The organism is Dactylosporangium aurantiacum (assembly GCF_000716715.1).
GTDB lineage: Bacteria > Actinomycetota > Actinomycetes > Mycobacteriales > Micromonosporaceae > Dactylosporangium > Dactylosporangium aurantiacum.
Genome location: NZ_JNYJ01000003.1, coordinates 194,476 through 212,666, shown reverse-complemented (window position 1 = coordinate 212,666; position 18,191 = coordinate 194,476). Strand labels below are relative to the sequence as shown.

The window sequence follows — 18,191 nt, the reverse complement described above, 5'->3', positions numbered from 1 at the left end:
CGGCTCACCAGGGCACGGGACCCTCGTCGTTGAAGAACCCGCCGGTCGGGCCGCCGTCGGGCAGCGTGGCCAGGCGGACCGCGGTCGCCGCGGCCTGCTGCGGCGGGCGGCCCTGGAAGCCGGTGAAGTCGGTCGCGACCAGCCCCGGGCAGACCGCGTTGACCAGGACGCCGGTGCCGGCGAGCTGCCGCGCGTAGTGCACGGTGACGGCGTTGAGGTACGACTTCGTCGGCGAGTACGCCGCCATCACCGGGCCGACGTCCACGGCCGGGTCGCTCTGCCAGGTCAGCGACCCGACGCTGCTGGAGACGTTGACGACGCGCGGCGCCGGCGAGCGCCGCAGCAGCGGCAGCAGCGCGTTGGTCACCCGGATCACCCCGTAGACGTTGACGTCCACGACCGCCCGCACCACGTCCAGGTCGAGGGCGGTCGGGTCCTGCACCCAGCCCGGCCCGGTCGGTCCGGAGACGCCGGCGTTGTTCACCAGCACGTCCAGCCGCTGCAAAAGGCCGGCCGCCTCGGTGACGCTGCGGTCGCTGGTGACGTCCAGCGGGACCAGGAACGCGTCCACCCCGGCGGCGCGGAGGGTCTCCACCGCCGCCTCGCCACGGGCCTCGTCGCGGGCCCCCACCGCCACCCGGTGTCCGTGCGCGCCCAGGCCGGCCGCGATCTGGTACCCGAGTCCCTTGTTCGCGCCGGTGACCAGCGCGATCTTCGTGTCGTTCATGCCGGCGATCCTGGCTCGGCGGGTGGGTCCGTCGTGACACCGGTTCGGTGCCGTGCTCATACCCCGGCGGTATCACCGCAGTATCGTCGGACGGTGGACACGCTCGAACTGCGCGAGCTGCGCTACTTCGTCGCCGTCGCCGAGGAGCTGCACTTCGGCCGCGCGGCGCGCCGGCTCGGCATCGCGCAGCCGCCGCTATCGCGGGCCGTACGGCAGCTGGAGCGGCGCATCGGCGTGACCCTGCTGGACCGCGACCGGCACGGCGTCGCGCTCACCGCCGCGGGCGGGGTGCTGCTCGACGAGGCCCGCGCCATCCTCGACGCGACGGCCGCCGCGGCCCGCCGCACCCGCCGTGCCGCGGCGGCCACCGGCCGGCTGATCCTCGCCACGAAGGCCGGCGCCAACCACGAGCTGCTGCGCAAGCTCCTCGACGCGCACGCCGCCGAGCCGGACGCGGCGGCGGTCGAGGTGGTGCTGTGCGGGCTGGGGGAGCAGGCGCGGATGCTGCGCGACGGCCGCGCCGACGTGGCGCTCATGCAGCGGCCCTTCGACGCGCTCACCGGGTTCGACACCGAGGACCTGCTGACCGAGCAGCAGATCGCGATCCTGCCCGCCGGGCACCCCCTCGCCGCCCGCCCGGCGCTGTCCATGGCCGACATCAGCGACCTGCCGGACCTGCCGCTGGCCCGCTGGCCCCGCCCGGACGGCACCTACGCGCCGGGCCCGGGCCCGCAGATCCGCGACCAGTCGCAGCTGGCGCAGCTCATCGCGCTCGGGCACACCGCGGCGGTGCTGTGCGCGTCGTCGCGGGCCTGGCTTTGGAACGCGCACGCCGCCGTGCCGCTGACCGACGCGCCGCACGTCACCACCGTGCTCGCCTGGCCCGCGCACAGCCGCTCCCTGGCCGTGGCCGGGCTGGCGCGCACCGCGGCGCGCCTCTGAGACGTCCCCGCGCTCAGCGGGTCTTCGCCAGGCCGTCCAGGAACAGCGACGTGCAGTCCTCGGCGAGGCGGGTGATCGGGTACGCCGCCGTCGGCTTGAACCAGCGCACCGACAGCCACACGGCGTCACGCATCAGCCGGTAGAGGATCTTGGGGTCCAGGTCGTCGCGGATGACGCCCTCGGCGATGCCCGCCTCGATCACCGACAGCCAGGTCTGCTGGACCTCCTTGCCGGCGGTGCGCAGGTATCCGAACCGTTCGATCTGGGTCAGGTAGTTGACGTCGTTCTGGTAGATCTCGGTGGCGTGCGGGTGCGCCTCGACGACCTCGAGCGAGGCGACGATCAGATCGTGCAGGCGGGTCCTGGGGTGGCTGTCGCCGTCCAGCACGCGCTTGTACCGGGTGCGCAGGTCTTCCAGGTAGGAGGTCACGATCTCGTCGACCATGGCCTCCTTGGACTCGAAGTGGTGATACAGGCTGCCGGACAGGATGCCGGCCTCGTCGGCGATCTCCCGCACCGTCGTGGCCGAGACGCCCTTCCGGGCGAACAGCGCCGCGGCGCTGGCGAGAATGCGCTCGCGTCGGTCCCCAGGCTCTCGCGCCATCCTGCTCTTCCTCACCCGTGTCGTGATGCAGCTTCGTCTATCCCGTTCGCCACAGGAGTGTACGTGTGCCGCGGCCGTGAGATACGGCTCGCCAGCGAGTGTAGCGTAATCAAGCAAGCGCTTGGTACGTTCACCGGGCAAGGTCCAGCCGGCGCGGTGAAGAAGGCGGCGATGGCGAACAAGCAGATGACCGAAGACGAGGTCGTGGCACAGCTGCGCTCCGGCATGACGATCGGGATCGGCGGCTGGGGTTCCAGACGCAAGCCGATGTCACTGGTGCGCGCGATCCTGCGCTCCGACCTCACGGACCTGACCGTTGTCAGCTACGGCGGCCCCGACGTGGGGCTGCTGCTGGCCGCGAAGAAGGTCCGCCACCTGGTGTACGGGTTCGTCTCCCTGGACACGATCCCGCTCGAGCCGCACTTCCGGGCCGCCCGGCAGTCCGGGGCGGTGGAGGTGACCGAGTACGACGAGGGCATGCTGCGCTGGGCGCTGTACGCCGGCGCCTGCCGGCTGCCGTTCATGCCCAGCCGGGCCGGGCTCGGCTCCGACGTGCTGCGGGTCAACCCCGGCCTGCGCACCGTCGCCTCGCCGTACGGCGAGGAGGAGCTGCTGGCGATCCCGGCGGTGCGCCTGGACGCGGCCCTGGTCCACCTCAACCGGGCCGACGTGCACGGCAACGCCCAGTACCTGGGCCCGGATCCGTACTTCGACGACCTCTTCTGCTCCGCCGCGGACCGCGCGTACGTGTCGTGCGAGCGCGTCGTCGACACCGCCGAGCTGACCCGCGACGCGCCGGTGCAGTCGCTGCTGCTGCAGCGGTGGATGGTGCACGGCGTCGTCGAGGCGCCCCGCGGCGCGCACTTCACCTCCTGCGACCCCGACTACGGCCGGGACGAGGCGTTCCAGCGCGAGTACGCCACCGCCGCCGCCGACCCGCAGGCGTGGGCCGCGTTCTACGACCGGTACCTGGGGGCCCTGACATGAGCACCGACATGAGCACCGACACGGGCAGCGACACACCCACCGTGACCCGCGCCGAGATCTGCGTGGTGGCCTGCGCCGAGGTGTGGCGCGGAGACGGGGAGATCCTGGCCAGCCCGATCGGCGTCGTGCCGAGCATCGCCGCCCGGCTGGCCCGTGCCACGTTCGCCCCCGACCTGCTGCTGTCCGACGGCGAGGCGTACCTGACCCAGGGCACCTGGGCGATCGGCGGCACCCCGCCGGTCATCGAGGGCTGGATCCCGTTCCGGGCCGTGTTCGACCTGCTGTACACCGGCCGCCGGCACGTGATGATGGGCCCCAGCCAGATCGACCGCTACGGCAACGCGAACATCTCGGCCATCGGCGACTTCACCCGCCCCACCCGGGCGCTGCTCGGCGTGCGCGGCGCGCCCGGCAACACCGTCAACCACCCGACCAGCTACTGGGTGCCCCGGCACGGGCCGCGCACGTTCGTCGCCGCCGTCGACATGGTCAGCGGCGTCGGCTACGACCGGGCCGCCGCGAACCCCGCCGCCGGCCGCTTCCACGAGATCCGCCGGGTGGTCAGCAACCTCGGCGTGTTCGACTTCGGTACCGACGACCACCGCATGCGCCTGGTCTCGGTGCACCCCGGCGTCACGGTGGACGAGGTGACCGCCGCGACCGGCTTCGATCTGGCGATCCCGGACGACGTGCCGCTGACCCGGCTGCCGACCGACGCCGAGCTGGCCCTGATCCGCGACGTGATCGACCCCGGGTCGGTGCGCTCTCGCGAGGTGGACGGATGACGGCGCTGGTCACGCCGATCTGCGAGCTGTTCGGCGTGCGGTACCCGATCGTGCAGACCGGCATGGGCTGGGTCTCCGACGCGCGGCTCACCGCGGCCACCGCGAACGCCGGCGGGCTGGGCATCCTCGCCAGCGCCACGCTGTCGTACGAGGACCTGGCCACCGCGATCGCCGACGTGCGCCGGCTGACCGACGCGCCGTTCGGGGTCAACCTGCGCGCCGACGCCCCCGACGCGGCGAAGCGGGCCGACCTGCTGATCCGGGAAGGGGTACGGGTCGCCTCGTTCGCCCTCGCGCCGAAGCCCGAGCTCATCGAGCGGCTCAAGGCCGCCGGCGTGGTGGTCGTGCCGTCCGTCGGCGCCCGCCGGCACGCGGAGAAGGTCGCCGCCTGGGGTGCCGACGCGGTCGTCGTGCAGGGCGGCGAGGGCGGCGGGCACACCGGCCCGGTCCCCACCACCCTGCTGCTGCCGCAGGTCGTCGACGCCGTCGACATCCCGGTCATCGCCGCCGGCGGCTTCTACGACGGCCGCGGCCTGGTCGCCGCGCTCGCCTACGGCGCCGCCGGGATCGCCATGGGCACCCGCTTCCTGCTCACCAGCGACAGCCCGGTCAGCGCCGCGGTCAAGCAGCGCTACCTCGACGCCACCGTCACCGACACCGTGGTCACCGCCGCCCTCGACGGCGTGCCGCAGCGGGTGCTGCGCACCCCGTTCGTCGACGGCCTCGGCGACACCGGCGCGCTGCGCAGGCTGCCCCGCGCGGTGCGCAACGCGCGGGAGCTGCGCCGGCTGTCCGGCCGGTCGTGGCTGGGCATGCTGCGCGAGGGGCGGGCCATGCGCGGCAGCCACGACCTCAGCCTCGGCCAGCTCGTGCTCGCGGCCAACACGCCGATGCTGATCCGCGCCGCGATGGTCGAGGGCCGGGCCGACGCCGGCGTCATGGCCACCGGCCAGGTCGCCGGCCTCATCGACGACCTGCCCAGCTGCGCGGAGCTCATCGAGCGGATCATGGCCGAGGCCGCGGACGCGCTGAAGCGGCTCGCCTGATGCCCGCCTACGCGATCGAGGGTGTCGTGCCGGTCGTGCACCCCACCGCGTACGTGCACCCCACCGCCGTGCTCATCGGCGACGTGCACGTCGGCGCCGGCTGCTACGTCGGCCCGCTCGCCAGCCTGCGCGGCGACTTCGGCCGGATCGTGCTGGGGGCCGGCGCCAACGTCCAGGACTGCTGCGTGCTGCACACCTTCCCCGGCACGGTCCTCACGCTCGGTCCCGACGGGCACGTCGGGCACGGCGCGGTCCTGCACGGCTGCCGGGTCGGCGCCGGCGCCCTCATCGGCATCAACGCCGTCGTGCTCGACGACGCGGTCGTCGGCGAGTACGCGTTCGTCGGCGCCCATTCCCTGGTCCGGGCCGAATTCGTGGTGCCGCCGCGCACCCTCGCGGCCGGGTCGCCCGCCAGGGTCGTGCGAGACCTCACCGAGGTCGAGCTGGCCTGGAAGGCCCACGGGACCGGGGTATACCAGGCTCTGGCGGTGCGCAGCCGGGAGTCGCTGCGTCCGGTCGAGCCCCTCGCGGCGGCGGAGCCGGACCGGCCGCGCCTGTCCACGTCGGCGGCCACCGCGGTCCCGATCGACCGGGCCCGGCGCGCCTCTAGCGAACCAAGCAAGCGCTTGGTAGAGTCGTGAGCATGCCGAACTCGCCGACCGTCCCGCCCAGGACCGAGGGCCACGGCCTGCTCGCCGGGCGCACCGTGCTGGTCACCGCCGCCGCGGGCACCGGCATCGGGTTCGCCACCGCCCAGCGGTGCGTCGAGGAGGGCGCCACGGTCGTCATCTCCGACCGGCACGAGCGCCGCCTCGCCGAGGCCGCCGACCGCCTCGGCGTGCCCGGGGTGCCGTGCGACGTCACCGACCAGGCGCAGGTGGAGCACCTGTTCGCCGCCGCCGTCGAGCTCCTCGGCGGCGGGCTCGACGTCCTGGTCAACAACGCCGGGCTCGGCGGCACCGCCACGGTCGTCGACATGACCGACGAGCAGTGGAGCACCGTGCTGGACGTGACGCTCACCGGCACCTTCCGCTGCACCCGGGCGGCGCTGCGGCACATGATCCCGCGCGGCACCGGCGTCATCGTCAACAACGCCTCCGTCATCGGCTGGCGCGCCCAGGAGGGTCAGGCGCACTACGCGGCGGCGAAGGCCGGTGTCATGGCGCTCACCCGCTGCAGCGCCCTCGAGGCGGCGCCGGCCGGGGTCCGGGTCAACGCCGTCGCCCCCAGCCTCGCCATGCACCCGCACCTGGCCAAGGTCACCACCGACGAGCTGCTCGCCGAGCTGTCGACCCGGGAGGCGTTCGGCCGGCCCGCCGAGCCGTGGGAGGTCGCCAACGTGATCGTCTTCCTGGCCAGCGGATACAGCTCGTACATGACCGGCGAGGTCGTCTCCGTCAGCAGCCAGCACCCCTAGGAGGCCCGCATGGTCGACGACAGCGCCGTCGGGGTCACCGGCGCGCCGTTCACCCTCGACGTCGAACGCGGCAAGATCCGCGAGTTCGCCCGCGCCACCGGCTCGGCGAACCCCGCGTACCTCGACGACGAGCACCCGGTGATCCCGCCGACGTTCCTCACCACCGCGTTCTTCTGGCAGTCCGGCGACGCCGACCCCTGGCAGGCGGTCGCCATGGACCAGCGCAAGGGCCTGCACGCCGAGCAGGAGTTCGTGTTCCACGGCCCGCCGCCGCGCGCCGGCGACCGGCTCACCGGGGTGTCCCGGATCGAGTCGGTCACCCGCAAGGAGGGCCGCAGCGGCACCCTCACCTTCGCGGTGATGGTCACCGAGTTCCACGACCAGACCGGCCGGCACGTGGCCACCGCCCGCCTCACGGGAGTCGAGACGGCATGAGCGTATTCACCTACGGGCCGCTGACCCGCACCGACCTGGTCCGCTACCAGGGGGCGTCCGGGGACTTCAACCCGATCCACCACGACGAGCCGTTCGCCCGCTCGGCCGGCATGCCGGCGCCGCTGTCGCTGGGCATGCTGCAGGCCGGGTTCCTGGCGACCTGGGCGACCGACACGTTCGGCGCCGCGGCGATCCGCTCCTTCCGGGTCCGCTTCGCCGCCCAGGTGTTCCCCGGCGACACCGTCACCTGCGACGGCCGCGTCGTGCGGCGCGACGAGGACGGCTTCGACGTCGAGATGACCTGCACCACCCAGGACGGCACCGTCGCCGTGTACGGCTGGGCCACCTTCAGTTTGGAGACACCGTGATCGAGTCCACGATGGACGACTTCGGGGTGGCCGAGATCGTCATGGCCAACCCGCCGGTGAACGCGCTGCCGGTCGCCGGCTGGTTCGCCCTCGCCGCGGCCCTGGACGCCGCCGGCGCCGATCCCGCGGTGCGGGCCGTCGTGCTGCGCGCCGAGGGCCGCGGCTTCAACGCCGGCGTCGACATCAAGGAGCTGCAGGCGGCCACCGGCTACGGCGCCCTGGTCGGGGTCAACCGTGGCTGTGCCGCCGCGTTCAGTGCCGTCTACGACTGCCCGGTGCCGGTCATCGCCGCCGTGCACGGCTTCTGTCTCGGCGGCGGCATCGGCCTGGTCGGCAACGCCGACGTCATCGTGGCGGCCGACGACGCCACGTTCGGCCTGCCCGAGGTCGACCGGGGCGCCCTGGGCGCCGCCACCCACCTGTCCCGGCTGGTGCCGCAGCACAAGATGCGGGCCATGATGTACACCTCGGCCACCGCGACCGCCGCCGAGCTGCACGCCTTCGGCTCCGTGCTCACCGTGGTGCCCCGCGACGAGCTGCGCGCCGCCGCGTTCGCCGTCGCCCACGACATCGCCACCAAGAACCCGGCCGTCATCCGCGCCGCGAAGGAGTCCCTCAACGGCATCGACCCGTGGGACCCCAAACGCAGCTACCGCTACGAGCAGGGCTTCACCTTCGAGCTGAACCTCACCGGCGTCGCCGACCAGGTGCGGGACGAGTTCCGGTGACCGGCATCGACCTCACCGACACCCCGCAGGAGGCGGCGTTCCGCGCCGAGGCCCGGGACTGGCTGCGGGCCAACGTCCCCGGCCCGCTGCCCTCCGGCGACACCCGCGACGGCTTCGCCGCCCACCTGCACTGGGAGCGCGCGCTGTTCGACGCCGGCTGGGCGGTCGTGTCCTGGCCGCGCCGGTACGGCGGCCGCGACGCCACCCTGTGGCAGTGGCTGATCTTCGAGGAGGAGTACTACGCCGCCGGGGCGCCGCAGCGCGTCACCCAGAACGGCATCTTCCTGCTCGCCCCGACGCTGTTCGAGTTCGGTACCCCCGAGCAGCAGGACACGCTGCTGCCCCGGATGGCCGCCGCGCGGGACCTGTGGTGCCAGGGCTGGTCCGAGCCCGGCGCCGGCAGCGACCTCGCCGCCATCAGCAGCCGCGCCGAGCCGGTCGCCGCCGACGCCGGCGGCGGCTGGCGGCTCAACGGCCAGAAGACGTGGACGACCCGCGGCGCGTTCAGCACCCACCTGTTCGGGCTGTTCCGCACCGACCCGGCCGCCGCCCGCCACCGCGGCCTCACCTACTTCCTCGTGCCGCTGGACGCCCCCGGCGTCACCGTGCGCGGCTTCGGCCGCCTCGACGGCGACGAGGGCTTCGCCGAGGTGTTCTTCGACGACGTGCACGTGCCGGACAGCGCGGTCCTCGGCGAGGTCGGCAAGGGCTGGCAGGTCGCGATGTCGACGACCGGCTCCGAACGCGGCCTCACGCTGCGCTCCCCGGGCCGGTTCCTGCACACCGCGCAGCGGCTCGTCGCGCTCGCCGCCGCCCAAGGCGACCGGCTGCGGCCCGCCCTCCGGGAGCGGGCCACCCGGGCCTGGCTGCACGCCCGCGCCTACCAGCTGTTCACCCTCAACCAGGTCACCGACCTCGTCGAAGGGCGGGCACCCGGCGCCCGGTCCAGCCTCAACAAGCTGTACTGGTCCCAGCTGGACATCGAGCTGCACGAGCTGGCCCTGGAGCTGCTCGGCGGCGACGCCGCGCTCGACTCGCCGTGGACGCGCGGCTTCCAGTTCTCGCTCGCCGGCCCGATCTACGCCGGCACCAACGAGATCCAGCGCAACATCGTCGCCGAGCGGGTGCTCGGCCTGCCGCGGGCGTGAAAGGGGAGCCACCGTGCGGTTCGCGTTGACCGAGGACCAGGCCGCCCTGCGCGACGCGGTGCGGGCGCCGCTGGCCGCCGCCGACTGGGACGCCCTGGCCGGCATGGGCGTGTTCGCCGCCATGACCGACCTCGGCCTGGACGAGACCGACCTGGTGCCGGTGCTGGAGGAGGTCGGCGCCGCCGCCGTCGCGCTGCCGGTGACCGCGACCGCGTTCGTCGCCGCGCCGCTGCTGCTGGCGCTCGGCGACGACCGGGCCGCCGCCGGGTCGCTGCGGGTCGCCGTTGCCGGGCCGGGCGGCCTGACCCCGTTCGGCGCGCACGCCGGCCTGGTGCTGCACCTCGACGGCGATGCCGTGCGCGCCGGCGCCGCGACCGCCCCGGCGTCCACTGTGGACACCAGCCTCGACGCGGTCGTGTCCACCCCCGGCGAGGTGCTCACCGACGACCCGGCGCTCGTCGCGGCCGCCGCCGCCCGCGCCGCTCTCGGCCACGCCGCCGAGCTGGTCGGCCTGGGCCGGCGGATGCTCGACCTCACGGTCGGCTACGTACGGCAGCGCCACCAGTTCGGGGCGCCCGTCGGCAGCTTCCAGGCCGTCAAGCACCAGCTCGCCGACGCCTACCTCGGCCTGGAGTTCGCCCGCCCGGCCGTGCTCGCCGCCGCCTGGGCGCTGCGGGAGGGCGCCGAGGCCGGCGCGGGCGTCGACGGCGCGGTCGTGCTCGCCGCCGAGGCGGCGCACGCCGCCAGCCGCACCGCCATCCAGTGCCACGGCGCGATCGGCTACACCGTCGAGTACGAGCTGCACCGCTACGCCAAACGCGCCTGGGCCCTCGCCGCCCTGGCCACCCCCGGCGACCGCCTCGACGCGCTCGCCGCCACCATCGGCCTGCAGGAGCGATCATGAACGAAGAGGACGAGGTCGTCCGGTACCGCACCGAGGGCCCGGTCGCGGTCGTGACGATGCACCGGCCGCAGTACCGCAACGCGCAGAACTCCGCGATGACCTACGCGCTCGACGACGCGCTGTACCGCGCCGCCGACGACGACGAGGTCAAGGTGATCATCCTGGCGGGGGAGGGCAAGCACTTCTCCGCCGGGCACGACATCGGCACCCCGGGCCGGGACGTCGACACCACCTTCCCGCGCCGCGCCGGCCTGTGGTGGGACCACGTCGGCAAGCCCGGCGCGGAGAGCCGCTACGCCCGCGAGTCCGAGGTGTACCTCGGCATGTGCCGGCGCTGGCGGGAGCTGCCGAAGCCGACGATCGCCGCGGTGCAGGGCGCCTGCATCGCCGGCGGGCTCATGCTCGCCTGGTGCTGCGACCTCGTCGTCGCCGCCGACGACGCGTTCTTCGCCGACCCGGTCGTGCGCATGGGCATCCCCGGCGTCGAGTACTTCGCCCACCCGTGGGTGATGGGGCCCCGGCACGCCAAGGAGTTCCTGTTCCTCGGCGAGCGCGTGTACGCCGACCGGGCCCTGCAGCTCGGCATGGTCAACCGGGTCGTGCCCCGCGCCGAGCTGGAGACGGCGACGATGGACCTGGCGGTGCGCATCGCGCAGATGCCCCGCCTGGGCCTCGCCCTGGCGAAGAAGGCCGTGAACCAGGCCGAGGACCTCATGGGGCTGCGCGCCGGGATGGACTCGGTGTTCGGCCTGCACCACGTCGCCCATGCGCACAACGCCGAGGTCGGCCAGGACGCCCTCGGCGGGCACGACGCGCGCTCCATGCGCGACGGCGGTCGCTGATGCCGCACCGGTACGACGGCCGCGTCGCCCTCGTCACCGGCGCCGCCTCCGGCATCGGGCGGGCCACCGCGGCCCGGCTGCGCGACGAGGGCGCCCGCGTCGCCGGCCTGGACACCGCACCCGTCGACCTCGACGGCGTGCACGGCATCCGCTGCGACCTGCGCGACGAGGAGCAGGTCACCGCCGCCGTCGCCGCCGCCGTGGCCCGGTTCGGCCGGCTGGACCTGCTCGCCAACGTCGCCGGGGTCGCCGCCGCCGCGCGGACCACCGACGTCACCCTCGCCGAGTGGGACCGGATCCTGGCGGTGAACCTCACCGGCACGTTCCTGGCCTGCCGGTCCGCGCTGCCGCACCTGGTCGCCACCAGGGGCGCCGTGGTCAACGTCGCCTCCCTCGCGGGGGTGCGCGGCTGGCGGTACAGCGCCGCCTACTCCGCCGCGAAGGGCGGGGTCGTCGCCCTCACCCGGGCCCTGGCCGTGGAGTACGCGCCGGACGGGGTGCGGGTCGCCTGCGTCTGCCCGGGATCGGTGGACACCCCGCTGCGGCGCGGCATCGTGCCGGTGCCGGACCAGGACCCACGGCTGGCCGGGCACGCCCGGGCGCTGCTCGACCCGCCGGTCGCCGAGCCCGATGAGGTCGCCGCCGCGATCGCCTACCTCGGCTCCGCGGAGGCCCGCTTCGCCACCGGCGCCGTGCTGCGCCTCGACGGGGGCGCCGGTGTCTGAGTACCCGCCGGACGTCGTCGCCGCGCACCACGCCACCGGCGAATGGACCGCCGAGACGATCGCCGCCATGGTCGCCCGCAACGACCGGGACCGCGTCGCGTTCGTCGCCCCCGAGGGCACCGTCACCTGGGGCGAGTACGACACCCTGTCCTCCCGCCTGGCCCGGGCCTACCTGGACGCCGGGTTCGCGCCGGGGGACCGGCTCGCGGTCCTGCTCACCGGCGGGGCGCTGACCCACGTCGCGTACCTCGCCGCGCAGAAGGCCGGCCTGGTCACCGTCGGCATCGGCCCGCGCGCCGGCGACGCCGAGATCACCCACATCCTGGCCAGGAGCGGCGCCGCCGGCCTCGCCACCCGCGCCACGCACCGCGGCCGGCCCGGCGCCGACATCGCCGCCCGCTGCGGCGCGCCCCGGCACGTGCTGCTCGACCTGGACACCCTGCCGGCGGGCGGGCACGCCGGCCCCGGGCTCGGCGCCGACGAGCTGTTCTTCGTCAACTCCACGTCCGGCACCACCGGGCTGCCCAAGTGCGTGCGGCAGACGATGAACAACCGCAAGTACTTCGGCCCGCTCGCGCACGCCGCCGGCCGGTTCGGCCCCGACGAGGTGTTCGCCAGCGTGCTGCCGGCCCCCTACGGCTTCGGCCTGTGGAGCGCCCACGTCGTGCCCGCCATGTACGGCTACCCGACCGTGCTGACCGCCGAGTTCGACGCCGCCGCTACGCTGCGCCTCATCGAGCGGCACCGGGTCACCGTCCTGTGCGCCGTCACCGCCCAGTTCATCATGCTGCTCAACGACCCGGCCTTCGCCGGCACCGACCTGTCGTCGCTGCGGGTCATGTTCACCGGCGGCGAGCGCGTCCCGGTCGCCCGGGCCCGCGAGTTCGAGGAGCGCACCGGCTGCGCGGTGCTGCAGTTCTACGGCTCCAACGAGGCCGGACCGCTGTCGGTGACCACCGTCGACGACCCGCGGACCGCCCGGCTCACCACCGCCGGCCGGCCGATCCCCGGCGCGCACCTGCGGTTCATCGCCGACGGCGCCGACGTCCCCGGCGGGCCGGGCCAGGTCGCGGCCAAGGGGCCCGGCTGCACCCCCGGCTACCTCGACGACGACGCCGCCAACGCCGCCCTGTTCCGCCCCGACGGCTGGCTGCTCACCGGCGACGTCGCCACCGTCGACGCGGACGGCTACCTCGCCATCACCGGCCGGATCGCCGACTTCATCATCCGCGGCGGCCACAACGTCAGCGCTCTCGTCGTGGAGGAGGCCGTCGGCGGCCACCCCGCGGTCGCGCAGACCGCCGTCGTCGCCGTCCCCGACCCCGTCCTCGGCGAACGGGTCTGCGCCTACGTCGTCACCCGCGCCCCGCTCACCCTCGACACGCTGCGCGTGCACCTGGACGCGGCCGGCGTGTCGAAGCAGAACTGGCCCGAGTACCTCGTCGCGCTGCCCGACCTGCCCCTCGGTACCGGCGGCAAGATCGACAAGGCGGCGCTGCGCCTCGACGCGGCCCGCCGGTTCGGTGACACCGTGACCCGATAGCGTGCACGGCATGGGCGATGCTGCGACGTACCGGGAGCTCGGCGAGGCGGCGTGGGCGTGGACGCTGCACCACGTGCGGCAGGACGACGGGCCCTGGCTGCCCGAGACCGTCACCGGCGGCGAACCGGAGCCGGCCGCCGACCGCGACTGCTTCTACGCCGGGATCGGCGGGCTGGCGCCGGTCCTCGCCGAGCTGCGCCTGCACCGGCCGCTGACGGACGCGGAGACCGCCCTCGCCGACGGCATCGTGGCGCGGCTGGCGGCCCAGGCCGCGACCCGCGTCGAGCCGTCCCTGTACGACGGCCTCGCCGGCGACGCCACCGCCCTGCGGCTGCTCGCCCCCGGCCGCGAACGGGTCGCCCTGGACCGCCTCGAGCGGCTGCGCACCCCGGACGGCTGGCCCACCACGTTCACCATCCGTCCGGACAGCAGCGCCCCGCTGACCGACGTCGTCATGGGCAGCGCCGGCATCGTGCACGCCGCCACCTGGACCGGTGACGCCGCGCTCATGACCACCGGCGGCGAGGCGCTGCTGCGCGCCGCCGAGCCCACCGCCGCCGGCCTGGACTGGCGGATGTGGCCCGGGTACCGCTCCAGCTCGCCGAACTTCTCGCACGGCACCGCCGGGGTGGCCGCCGCCCTCGCCGTCGCCGGGCACGCGCTCGGCCGGACCGACTTCGTCGACGCCGCCCGGCGGGGCGCCGAGCACGTGCTGTCGGTGGGCGACCTGTCCGGCGGCGGGTTCGTCGTGCCGCACACGATCCCGCCCTCGCAGCGGGAGGTCGAGCCGGTCACGTACAACTGGTGCCACGGCCCGGCCGGCACCTCGCAGCTGTTCCCCGCCCTCGCCCTCGCCGGCGTGCGGCAGGTCGGCGGCCTCGACGTCGCCGACCTGCGCCGCCGCTGCCTGCACTCGGTGCTCACCTGCGGCCTGCCGGCGCGGCTGCGCCCGGGCTTCTGGGACAACGACGGCCGCTGCTGCGGCACCGCCGGCGTCGGTGACATCCTGCTCGACGCCGCCCAGGACGCGGCCTGGTCCGCCGGACGGGCGCCGGACGGGTCACCGGCGGGCGGCGACCCGGAGGCGGCCGAGCCGTTGCTGGCCGGCGCGCGCACCATGGCCGGCGCCCTGGTCGAGCGGGCGCTGCACGACGGCACGGGCGCCTGCTGGCGCTTCATCGAGCACCGCGAGGACCCGCCGCTGCTGCCGCCCCGGACCAGCTGGATGCAGGGCACCGCGGGCATCGCCGCGTTCCTGCTGCGCCTGGCCCGCGTCGAGGAGGAGGGCCTCACCGCCCCGGTGGTGGACCGCCCCGACCAGTGGTGGACCGTGCCCGCCCCGCTGCGGCTCAGCGGCCGATGAGCGTCTGCGCGACCTGGCCGTCGCCGATCGGCCGGCCGGCGAGGGTGGCGCGGACGTCGAAGAGGTAGCGGCGGCCGCGGACGTCGGCGAGGACGGCGGTGACCTCGAACGCGTCGCCGGTGCGGGCGGGGCCGGTGTGCCGCACGCCGATCCAGGTGCCCAGCGACGCGGTCGCCGGGGCGAAGTGCGGGCGCAGCACGTCGGCGGCGGTGTCCTCGAGGCAGGCGATGAGCGCCGGGGTGCTCAGCACCGGCTCGGTGTCCGGCACGTGGTCGGTGGTCAGGTCGGCGGTGACCGTGAAGGTGCGGGTGCACGAGGCGCCGGGGCCCAGTCCGGTGCGCAGCAGCCCGTGCGGCGTCGGGTGCCGGGGCGCGCCACGGCGGACCCGCAGGTCGGCGAGGAGCCGGTCGCCGCGCAACAGCCGCAGGGTCGCCACCCGGCGGGACGGGTCGAGGTCCGTCTCGACCAGCCGCAGCGGGCCGTCGCCGGGCGCGTCGCCGTGCCAGGTGAGGTGCTCGACGTGGGCGTCCGGCGGGATCGGCAGCAGCGCCAGCAGGCGGAGGTCGGCCGGGGTGCCGGCGGGGGCTGTCCAGAGGTCCGGCACGCGACGCTCCCTACCTTGACATGCTCGAAGGGCCGGGAACAGAATGACACAACCAAGCGCTTGTTTGGTAGAGGTCTTGGGGGTCTTCGTGCACGACCTGTTCCCCGCCGGCGCCGCGCCGGCGCCCGGCAGCGTCCACGAGCGGTACGTCGCCGACCGCCTCGCCGGCGTGCGTGACGGCGAGACGCTGCCCGACGTGGTGCGCCGGCACGCCGTGCGGCAGCCCGACGGGATCGCCTTCGTGGCCGGCGACGCCCGGCTCACCTGGGCGCAGTTCGACGCCCGCTCCACCGCGTTCGCCCGGCGGCTGGCCGACGCCGGCCTGCCCCGTGGCGCCCGCGTCGGCGTGCTGCTGCCCGACGGCGTCGAGGTGCACGTGGTGTACCTCGCCGCGATGAAGGCCGGCATGATCGTGGTCGCGATCGGGCCGCGGGCGGCCCGCCTCGAGGTGCGCCACCTGCTCACCGTCGGCGGCGCCACCGCCCTGGTCAGCCGGGCGGAGCACCGGGGCGAGCCGGTCAGCGCGATGGTGGAGGGCCTCGGCATCGGCGTACACCTCGAGATCGACACGCTCACCGACGGCGTCGTGGCGCCGAAAGGGCCCCATGAGCTGGGCCGCGGCGAGATCCACCTGCTCAACTCGACGTCGGGCACGACCGGCATGCCCAAGTGCGTCGTGCACAACCAGGACCGCTGGTTCTACTACCACGAGCTGGCCCTGGAGTGCGGCGACCTGCGCCCCGACGACGTGTTCCTGACCCTGATCCCGGCGCCCTACGGCTTCGCCCAGTGGACCGCCAACTTCACCCCGACGATCCTCGGCGTGCCGACCGTGGTCATGCCCCGCTTCGACGCCGACGAGGCGCTGCGCCTCATCGAGCGCGAGCGGGTCACCGTCGTGTGCTGCGTCAGCACCCAGTTCATCATGATGCTCAACTCGCCGGTCGCGTCCACAGTGGACCTGTCCTCGCTGCGGGTCATGTTCACCGGCGGCGAGGCGGTGCCGTTCGAGCGGGCCGCCGAGTTCGAGCGCCGCACCGGCGCCAAGGTGCTGCAGTTCTTCGGCTCCAACGAGACCGGCGCCCTGTCGCGCACCTCGGTCACCGACACCACCGACCAGCGGCTGCGCACCGCCGGCAAGGTGATCGACGCGATGCGGGTGCGGCTGTTCGCCGAGGACGGCACCGATGTCACCGCGGCCGGCGGCCCCGGCCAGGCCGCCTGCGCCGGCCCCGCGACCTGCCTGGGCTACTTCGCCGACCCGGCGGCCAACGAGACCCTGTTCACCCCGGACGGCTGGATGCTCACCGGCGACATCTGCACGATCGACGCCGGCGGCTACCTGCGGGTCGTGGACCGCAAGTCCGACTTCATCATCCGCGGTGGCAAGAACATCAGCGCCGCCGCCGTCGAGGACCACGTGGGCTCCCACCCGTCGGTCGCCATGGTCGCCGCGGTGGCGGTGCCGGACCCGACGTTCGGCGAGCGCGTCTGCGCCTTCGTCGTGCTGCGCGAGGCGGCGACCCTGGACCTCGACGGGCTGCGCGAGCACCTGGACGCGCGGGGCGTGTCGCGCGACAACTGGCCGGAGCGGCTTGAGGTCGTGGCCGACCTGCCCCGCGGCTCGGGCGGCAAGATCGCCAAGGCCCAGCTCCGGCAGCGCCTGCGCAACTGAGCGGCCGCGCCGTTCGACAGGTCCGGCGCGCCGACGTAAGGTGATGCGGCCCGGGCGGCGCCACGGCGGCGGTCAATACGACAATCGGCCCACCGGTTGCGGCCGAACGCCCCGCAGAGCGGATCCGGCCCGCCGGTGGATACTGTCGCCGCACGCGCCGCAGCATTCGTCGACACAGGTTGGAAGATGGTCGGACCGACACGCAGGCCACTGATCGCCGTGGTCGGAAGCCTTGACCCGGCGCGGGACTACGACCAGCCGCTGCGCGGCGACCTGGCGGTAGCCCGGTCCGCCTGCGAGCAGATCGGCGGCGAGCTGCTGCGTCACGGGTTCGACCTGCTGGTGTTCTCCAGCGCGCCGCAGCACGCGGAAGGGTTGTTCGTGGCCGGCTACGTGGCTGCCGCCTCGCCCGGGACCCCGGGGCGGATCGTCGCGCGCCCGGCCCGGCACCAGGAGTTCGTGCCGGGCTCGCCCCACCACGCGTCGGTGGAGCTGCTGGTGCTGCGGGACCCCAGCGCCGAGTGGGAGGTCGCGTACTACCGCTCGGTGCTGTCGGCGGACGCGGTCGTGCTCGTCGGCGGCCGGCGCTCGACGCGCATCGCCGGCATCGTCGCGATCTCGCAGGGCGTGCCGGTGCTGCCGCTCGCCGCGTTCGGCGGCGGGGCGGAGCAGGTGTGGGACTACCTGGACCGGGACCGGCACGGGGTCGCCGAGAACGACGTGGCGATGCTGGGCGCCCCTTGGACCGACGGCTCCGCCGCGCGGCTGGCCGGCTACCTGCGCCGGGAGATCGACCGGCGGGAGCGGGAGCGGGCGCGGGAGCTGCGCGCCGCCACGCACCGCGCCCGGGCGGCCCGGCTGGGTCTGGCGGTCGCGGCCGCCGCGCTCGTCGGCGCGCTGGCCACGATCGCCCTGGCCGGCGGGCCCGGCCCGGCCGGGGCCAAGGCGGTCGGGCTGCTGCTCGCCGGGCCGATGCTCGCCGCGGTCGCCGGCGCCGTCATCCGCGACTCGCTCGCCGCCGAGCAGCGGTGGGGCCGGGCGGCGGTGCTCGGCCTCGGCGCCGGGGTCGTCGCGGTGCTGCTGTACGTGGCGTCGCAGCTGTTGACCGTCCCGGACCTGCTGGACCACCTGGACGCCCGGCGGCTGCTGTTCTTCGTGGTGCCGGTGGGTTTCGCCGCGGGCTTCACGTTCGATCTGGTGTACGAGCGGATCCGCGCCGGACAGGACCCGATGTCGGGTATCACGCCGCCGGCTGTGGCGCCGGACCGGCCCGTGCCATGATGCGGCCTCGCTCACCCGTGCGCGGTGAGGCCGCGCCGGCGGCCGGACCCTAGCGTGGTGCCCGAAG

Annotated in this window: 20 protein-coding genes; 17 read left to right on the top strand and 3 right to left on the bottom strand. The window is 74.9% G+C overall.

Going from position 1 to position 18,191, the window contains the following annotated elements:
* Positions 1-4: 4 nt before the first annotated feature.
* Complete coding sequence (locus OP18_RS04665; protein ID WP_033357432.1) at positions 5-727, bottom strand: SDR family NAD(P)-dependent oxidoreductase; 723 nt, start codon at positions 725-727, stop codon at positions 5-7.
* 93 nt (positions 728-820) lie between these two features.
* Here OP18_RS04665 and OP18_RS04660 point away from each other — a divergent pair, with 93 nt between their 5' ends.
* Complete coding sequence (locus tag OP18_RS04660; protein WP_033357431.1) at positions 821-1,669, top strand: LysR family transcriptional regulator; 849 nt, start codon at positions 821-823, stop codon at positions 1,667-1,669.
* Between the two features lie 13 nt (positions 1,670-1,682).
* Here the strand turns inward: OP18_RS04660 and OP18_RS04655 are convergent, their stop codons facing one another.
* Positions 1,683-2,273 (bottom strand): TetR/AcrR family transcriptional regulator, encoded by a 591-nt coding sequence (locus OP18_RS04655; protein ID WP_033357430.1) that lies wholly within the window; start codon positions 2,271-2,273, stop codon positions 1,683-1,685.
* A gap of 171 nt (positions 2,274-2,444) precedes the next feature.
* On the opposite strand from OP18_RS04655, the gene OP18_RS04650 reads away from it, so the two are divergent.
* Genes OP18_RS04650 through OP18_RS04585 form a run of 14 tightly spaced genes read left to right on the top strand, consistent with a single transcriptional unit; the run spans position 2,445 to position 14,564 of the window.
* Complete coding sequence (locus OP18_RS04650; RefSeq protein WP_033357510.1) at positions 2,445-3,260, top strand: CoA transferase subunit A; 816 nt, start codon at positions 2,445-2,447, stop codon at positions 3,258-3,260.
* An 8-nt stretch (positions 3,261-3,268) separates the two neighbouring features.
* Positions 3,269-4,045 carry a CoA-transferase subunit beta gene (locus tag OP18_RS04645; RefSeq protein ID WP_033357509.1) on the top strand — a complete coding sequence of 259 codons (777 nt, stop codon included), beginning with the start codon at positions 3,269-3,271 and terminating at the stop codon, positions 4,043-4,045.
* Positions 4,042-5,091: an NAD(P)H-dependent flavin oxidoreductase gene (locus OP18_RS04640; RefSeq protein WP_211273444.1), complete on the top strand. Its 1,050-nt coding sequence runs from the start codon at positions 4,042-4,044 to the stop codon at positions 5,089-5,091. The genes OP18_RS04645 and OP18_RS04640 overlap by 4 nt, the downstream gene beginning before the upstream one ends.
* Entirely contained in the window at positions 5,091-5,732 is a 642-nt protein-coding gene (locus OP18_RS04635; RefSeq protein ID WP_211273443.1) for a gamma carbonic anhydrase family protein, read from the top strand. The genes OP18_RS04640 and OP18_RS04635 overlap by 1 nt, the downstream gene beginning before the upstream one ends.
* A gap of 2 nt (positions 5,733-5,734) precedes the next feature.
* The gene (locus tag OP18_RS04630; protein ID WP_156089296.1) at positions 5,735-6,508 is read left to right on the top strand and encodes an SDR family oxidoreductase; all 774 of its coding nucleotides are present in this window, start codon (positions 5,735-5,737) and stop codon (positions 6,506-6,508) included.
* A gap of 9 nt (positions 6,509-6,517) precedes the next feature.
* Positions 6,518-6,943, top strand: a complete 426-nt coding sequence (locus tag OP18_RS04625) for an FAS1-like dehydratase domain-containing protein (protein WP_033357428.1) — start codon at positions 6,518-6,520, stop codon at positions 6,941-6,943.
* Entirely contained in the window at positions 6,940-7,311 is a 372-nt protein-coding gene (locus OP18_RS04620) for a MaoC/PaaZ C-terminal domain-containing protein (protein ID WP_033357427.1), read from the top strand. The genes OP18_RS04625 and OP18_RS04620 overlap by 4 nt, the downstream gene beginning before the upstream one ends.
* An 11-nt stretch (positions 7,312-7,322) precedes the next feature.
* Positions 7,323-8,039: an enoyl-CoA hydratase family protein gene (locus OP18_RS04615; RefSeq protein WP_033357506.1), complete on the top strand. Its 717-nt coding sequence runs from the start codon at positions 7,323-7,325 to the stop codon at positions 8,037-8,039.
* Positions 8,036-9,187: an acyl-CoA dehydrogenase family protein gene (locus tag OP18_RS04610; RefSeq protein ID WP_211273442.1), complete on the top strand. Its 1,152-nt coding sequence runs from the start codon at positions 8,036-8,038 to the stop codon at positions 9,185-9,187. The genes OP18_RS04615 and OP18_RS04610 overlap by 4 nt, the downstream gene beginning before the upstream one ends.
* Positions 9,188-9,200: 13 nt before the next feature.
* Positions 9,201-10,091: an acyl-CoA dehydrogenase family protein gene (locus OP18_RS04605; protein WP_052386227.1), complete on the top strand. Its 891-nt coding sequence runs from the start codon at positions 9,201-9,203 to the stop codon at positions 10,089-10,091.
* Positions 10,088-10,933 carry an enoyl-CoA hydratase gene (locus OP18_RS04600; RefSeq protein WP_033357426.1) on the top strand — a complete coding sequence of 282 codons (846 nt, stop codon included), beginning with the start codon at positions 10,088-10,090 and terminating at the stop codon, positions 10,931-10,933. Before OP18_RS04605 ends, OP18_RS04600 begins: the two co-directional genes overlap by 4 nt.
* Positions 10,933-11,658 (top strand): SDR family NAD(P)-dependent oxidoreductase, encoded by a 726-nt coding sequence (locus OP18_RS04595; protein WP_033357425.1) that lies wholly within the window; start codon positions 10,933-10,935, stop codon positions 11,656-11,658. The genes OP18_RS04600 and OP18_RS04595 overlap by 1 nt, the downstream gene beginning before the upstream one ends.
* Positions 11,651-13,201 (top strand): class I adenylate-forming enzyme family protein, encoded by a 1,551-nt coding sequence (locus OP18_RS04590; RefSeq protein WP_033357424.1) that lies wholly within the window; start codon positions 11,651-11,653, stop codon positions 13,199-13,201. Before OP18_RS04595 ends, OP18_RS04590 begins: the two co-directional genes overlap by 8 nt.
* A gap of 10 nt (positions 13,202-13,211) precedes the next feature.
* Positions 13,212-14,564: a lanthionine synthetase LanC family protein gene (locus tag OP18_RS04585; protein ID WP_033357503.1), complete on the top strand. Its 1,353-nt coding sequence runs from the start codon at positions 13,212-13,214 to the stop codon at positions 14,562-14,564.
* On the opposite strand, the gene OP18_RS52040 is transcribed toward OP18_RS04585, so the two are convergent.
* Entirely contained in the window at positions 14,551-15,168 is a 618-nt protein-coding gene (locus tag OP18_RS52040) for a thioesterase family protein (RefSeq protein WP_052386226.1), read from the bottom strand. The two genes, OP18_RS04585 and OP18_RS52040, sit on opposite strands and share 14 nt — an antisense overlap.
* A 76-nt stretch (positions 15,169-15,244) precedes the next feature.
* On the opposite strand from OP18_RS52040, the gene OP18_RS04575 reads away from it, so the two are divergent.
* Positions 15,245-16,843, top strand: a complete 1,599-nt coding sequence (locus OP18_RS04575; RefSeq protein WP_211273441.1) for a class I adenylate-forming enzyme family protein — start codon at positions 15,245-15,247, stop codon at positions 16,841-16,843.
* Between the two features lie 219 nt (positions 16,844-17,062).
* Positions 17,063-18,124 (top strand): hypothetical protein, encoded by a 1,062-nt coding sequence (locus tag OP18_RS04570; RefSeq protein ID WP_156089295.1) that lies wholly within the window; start codon positions 17,063-17,065, stop codon positions 18,122-18,124.
* Positions 18,125-18,191 lie beyond the last annotated feature (67 nt).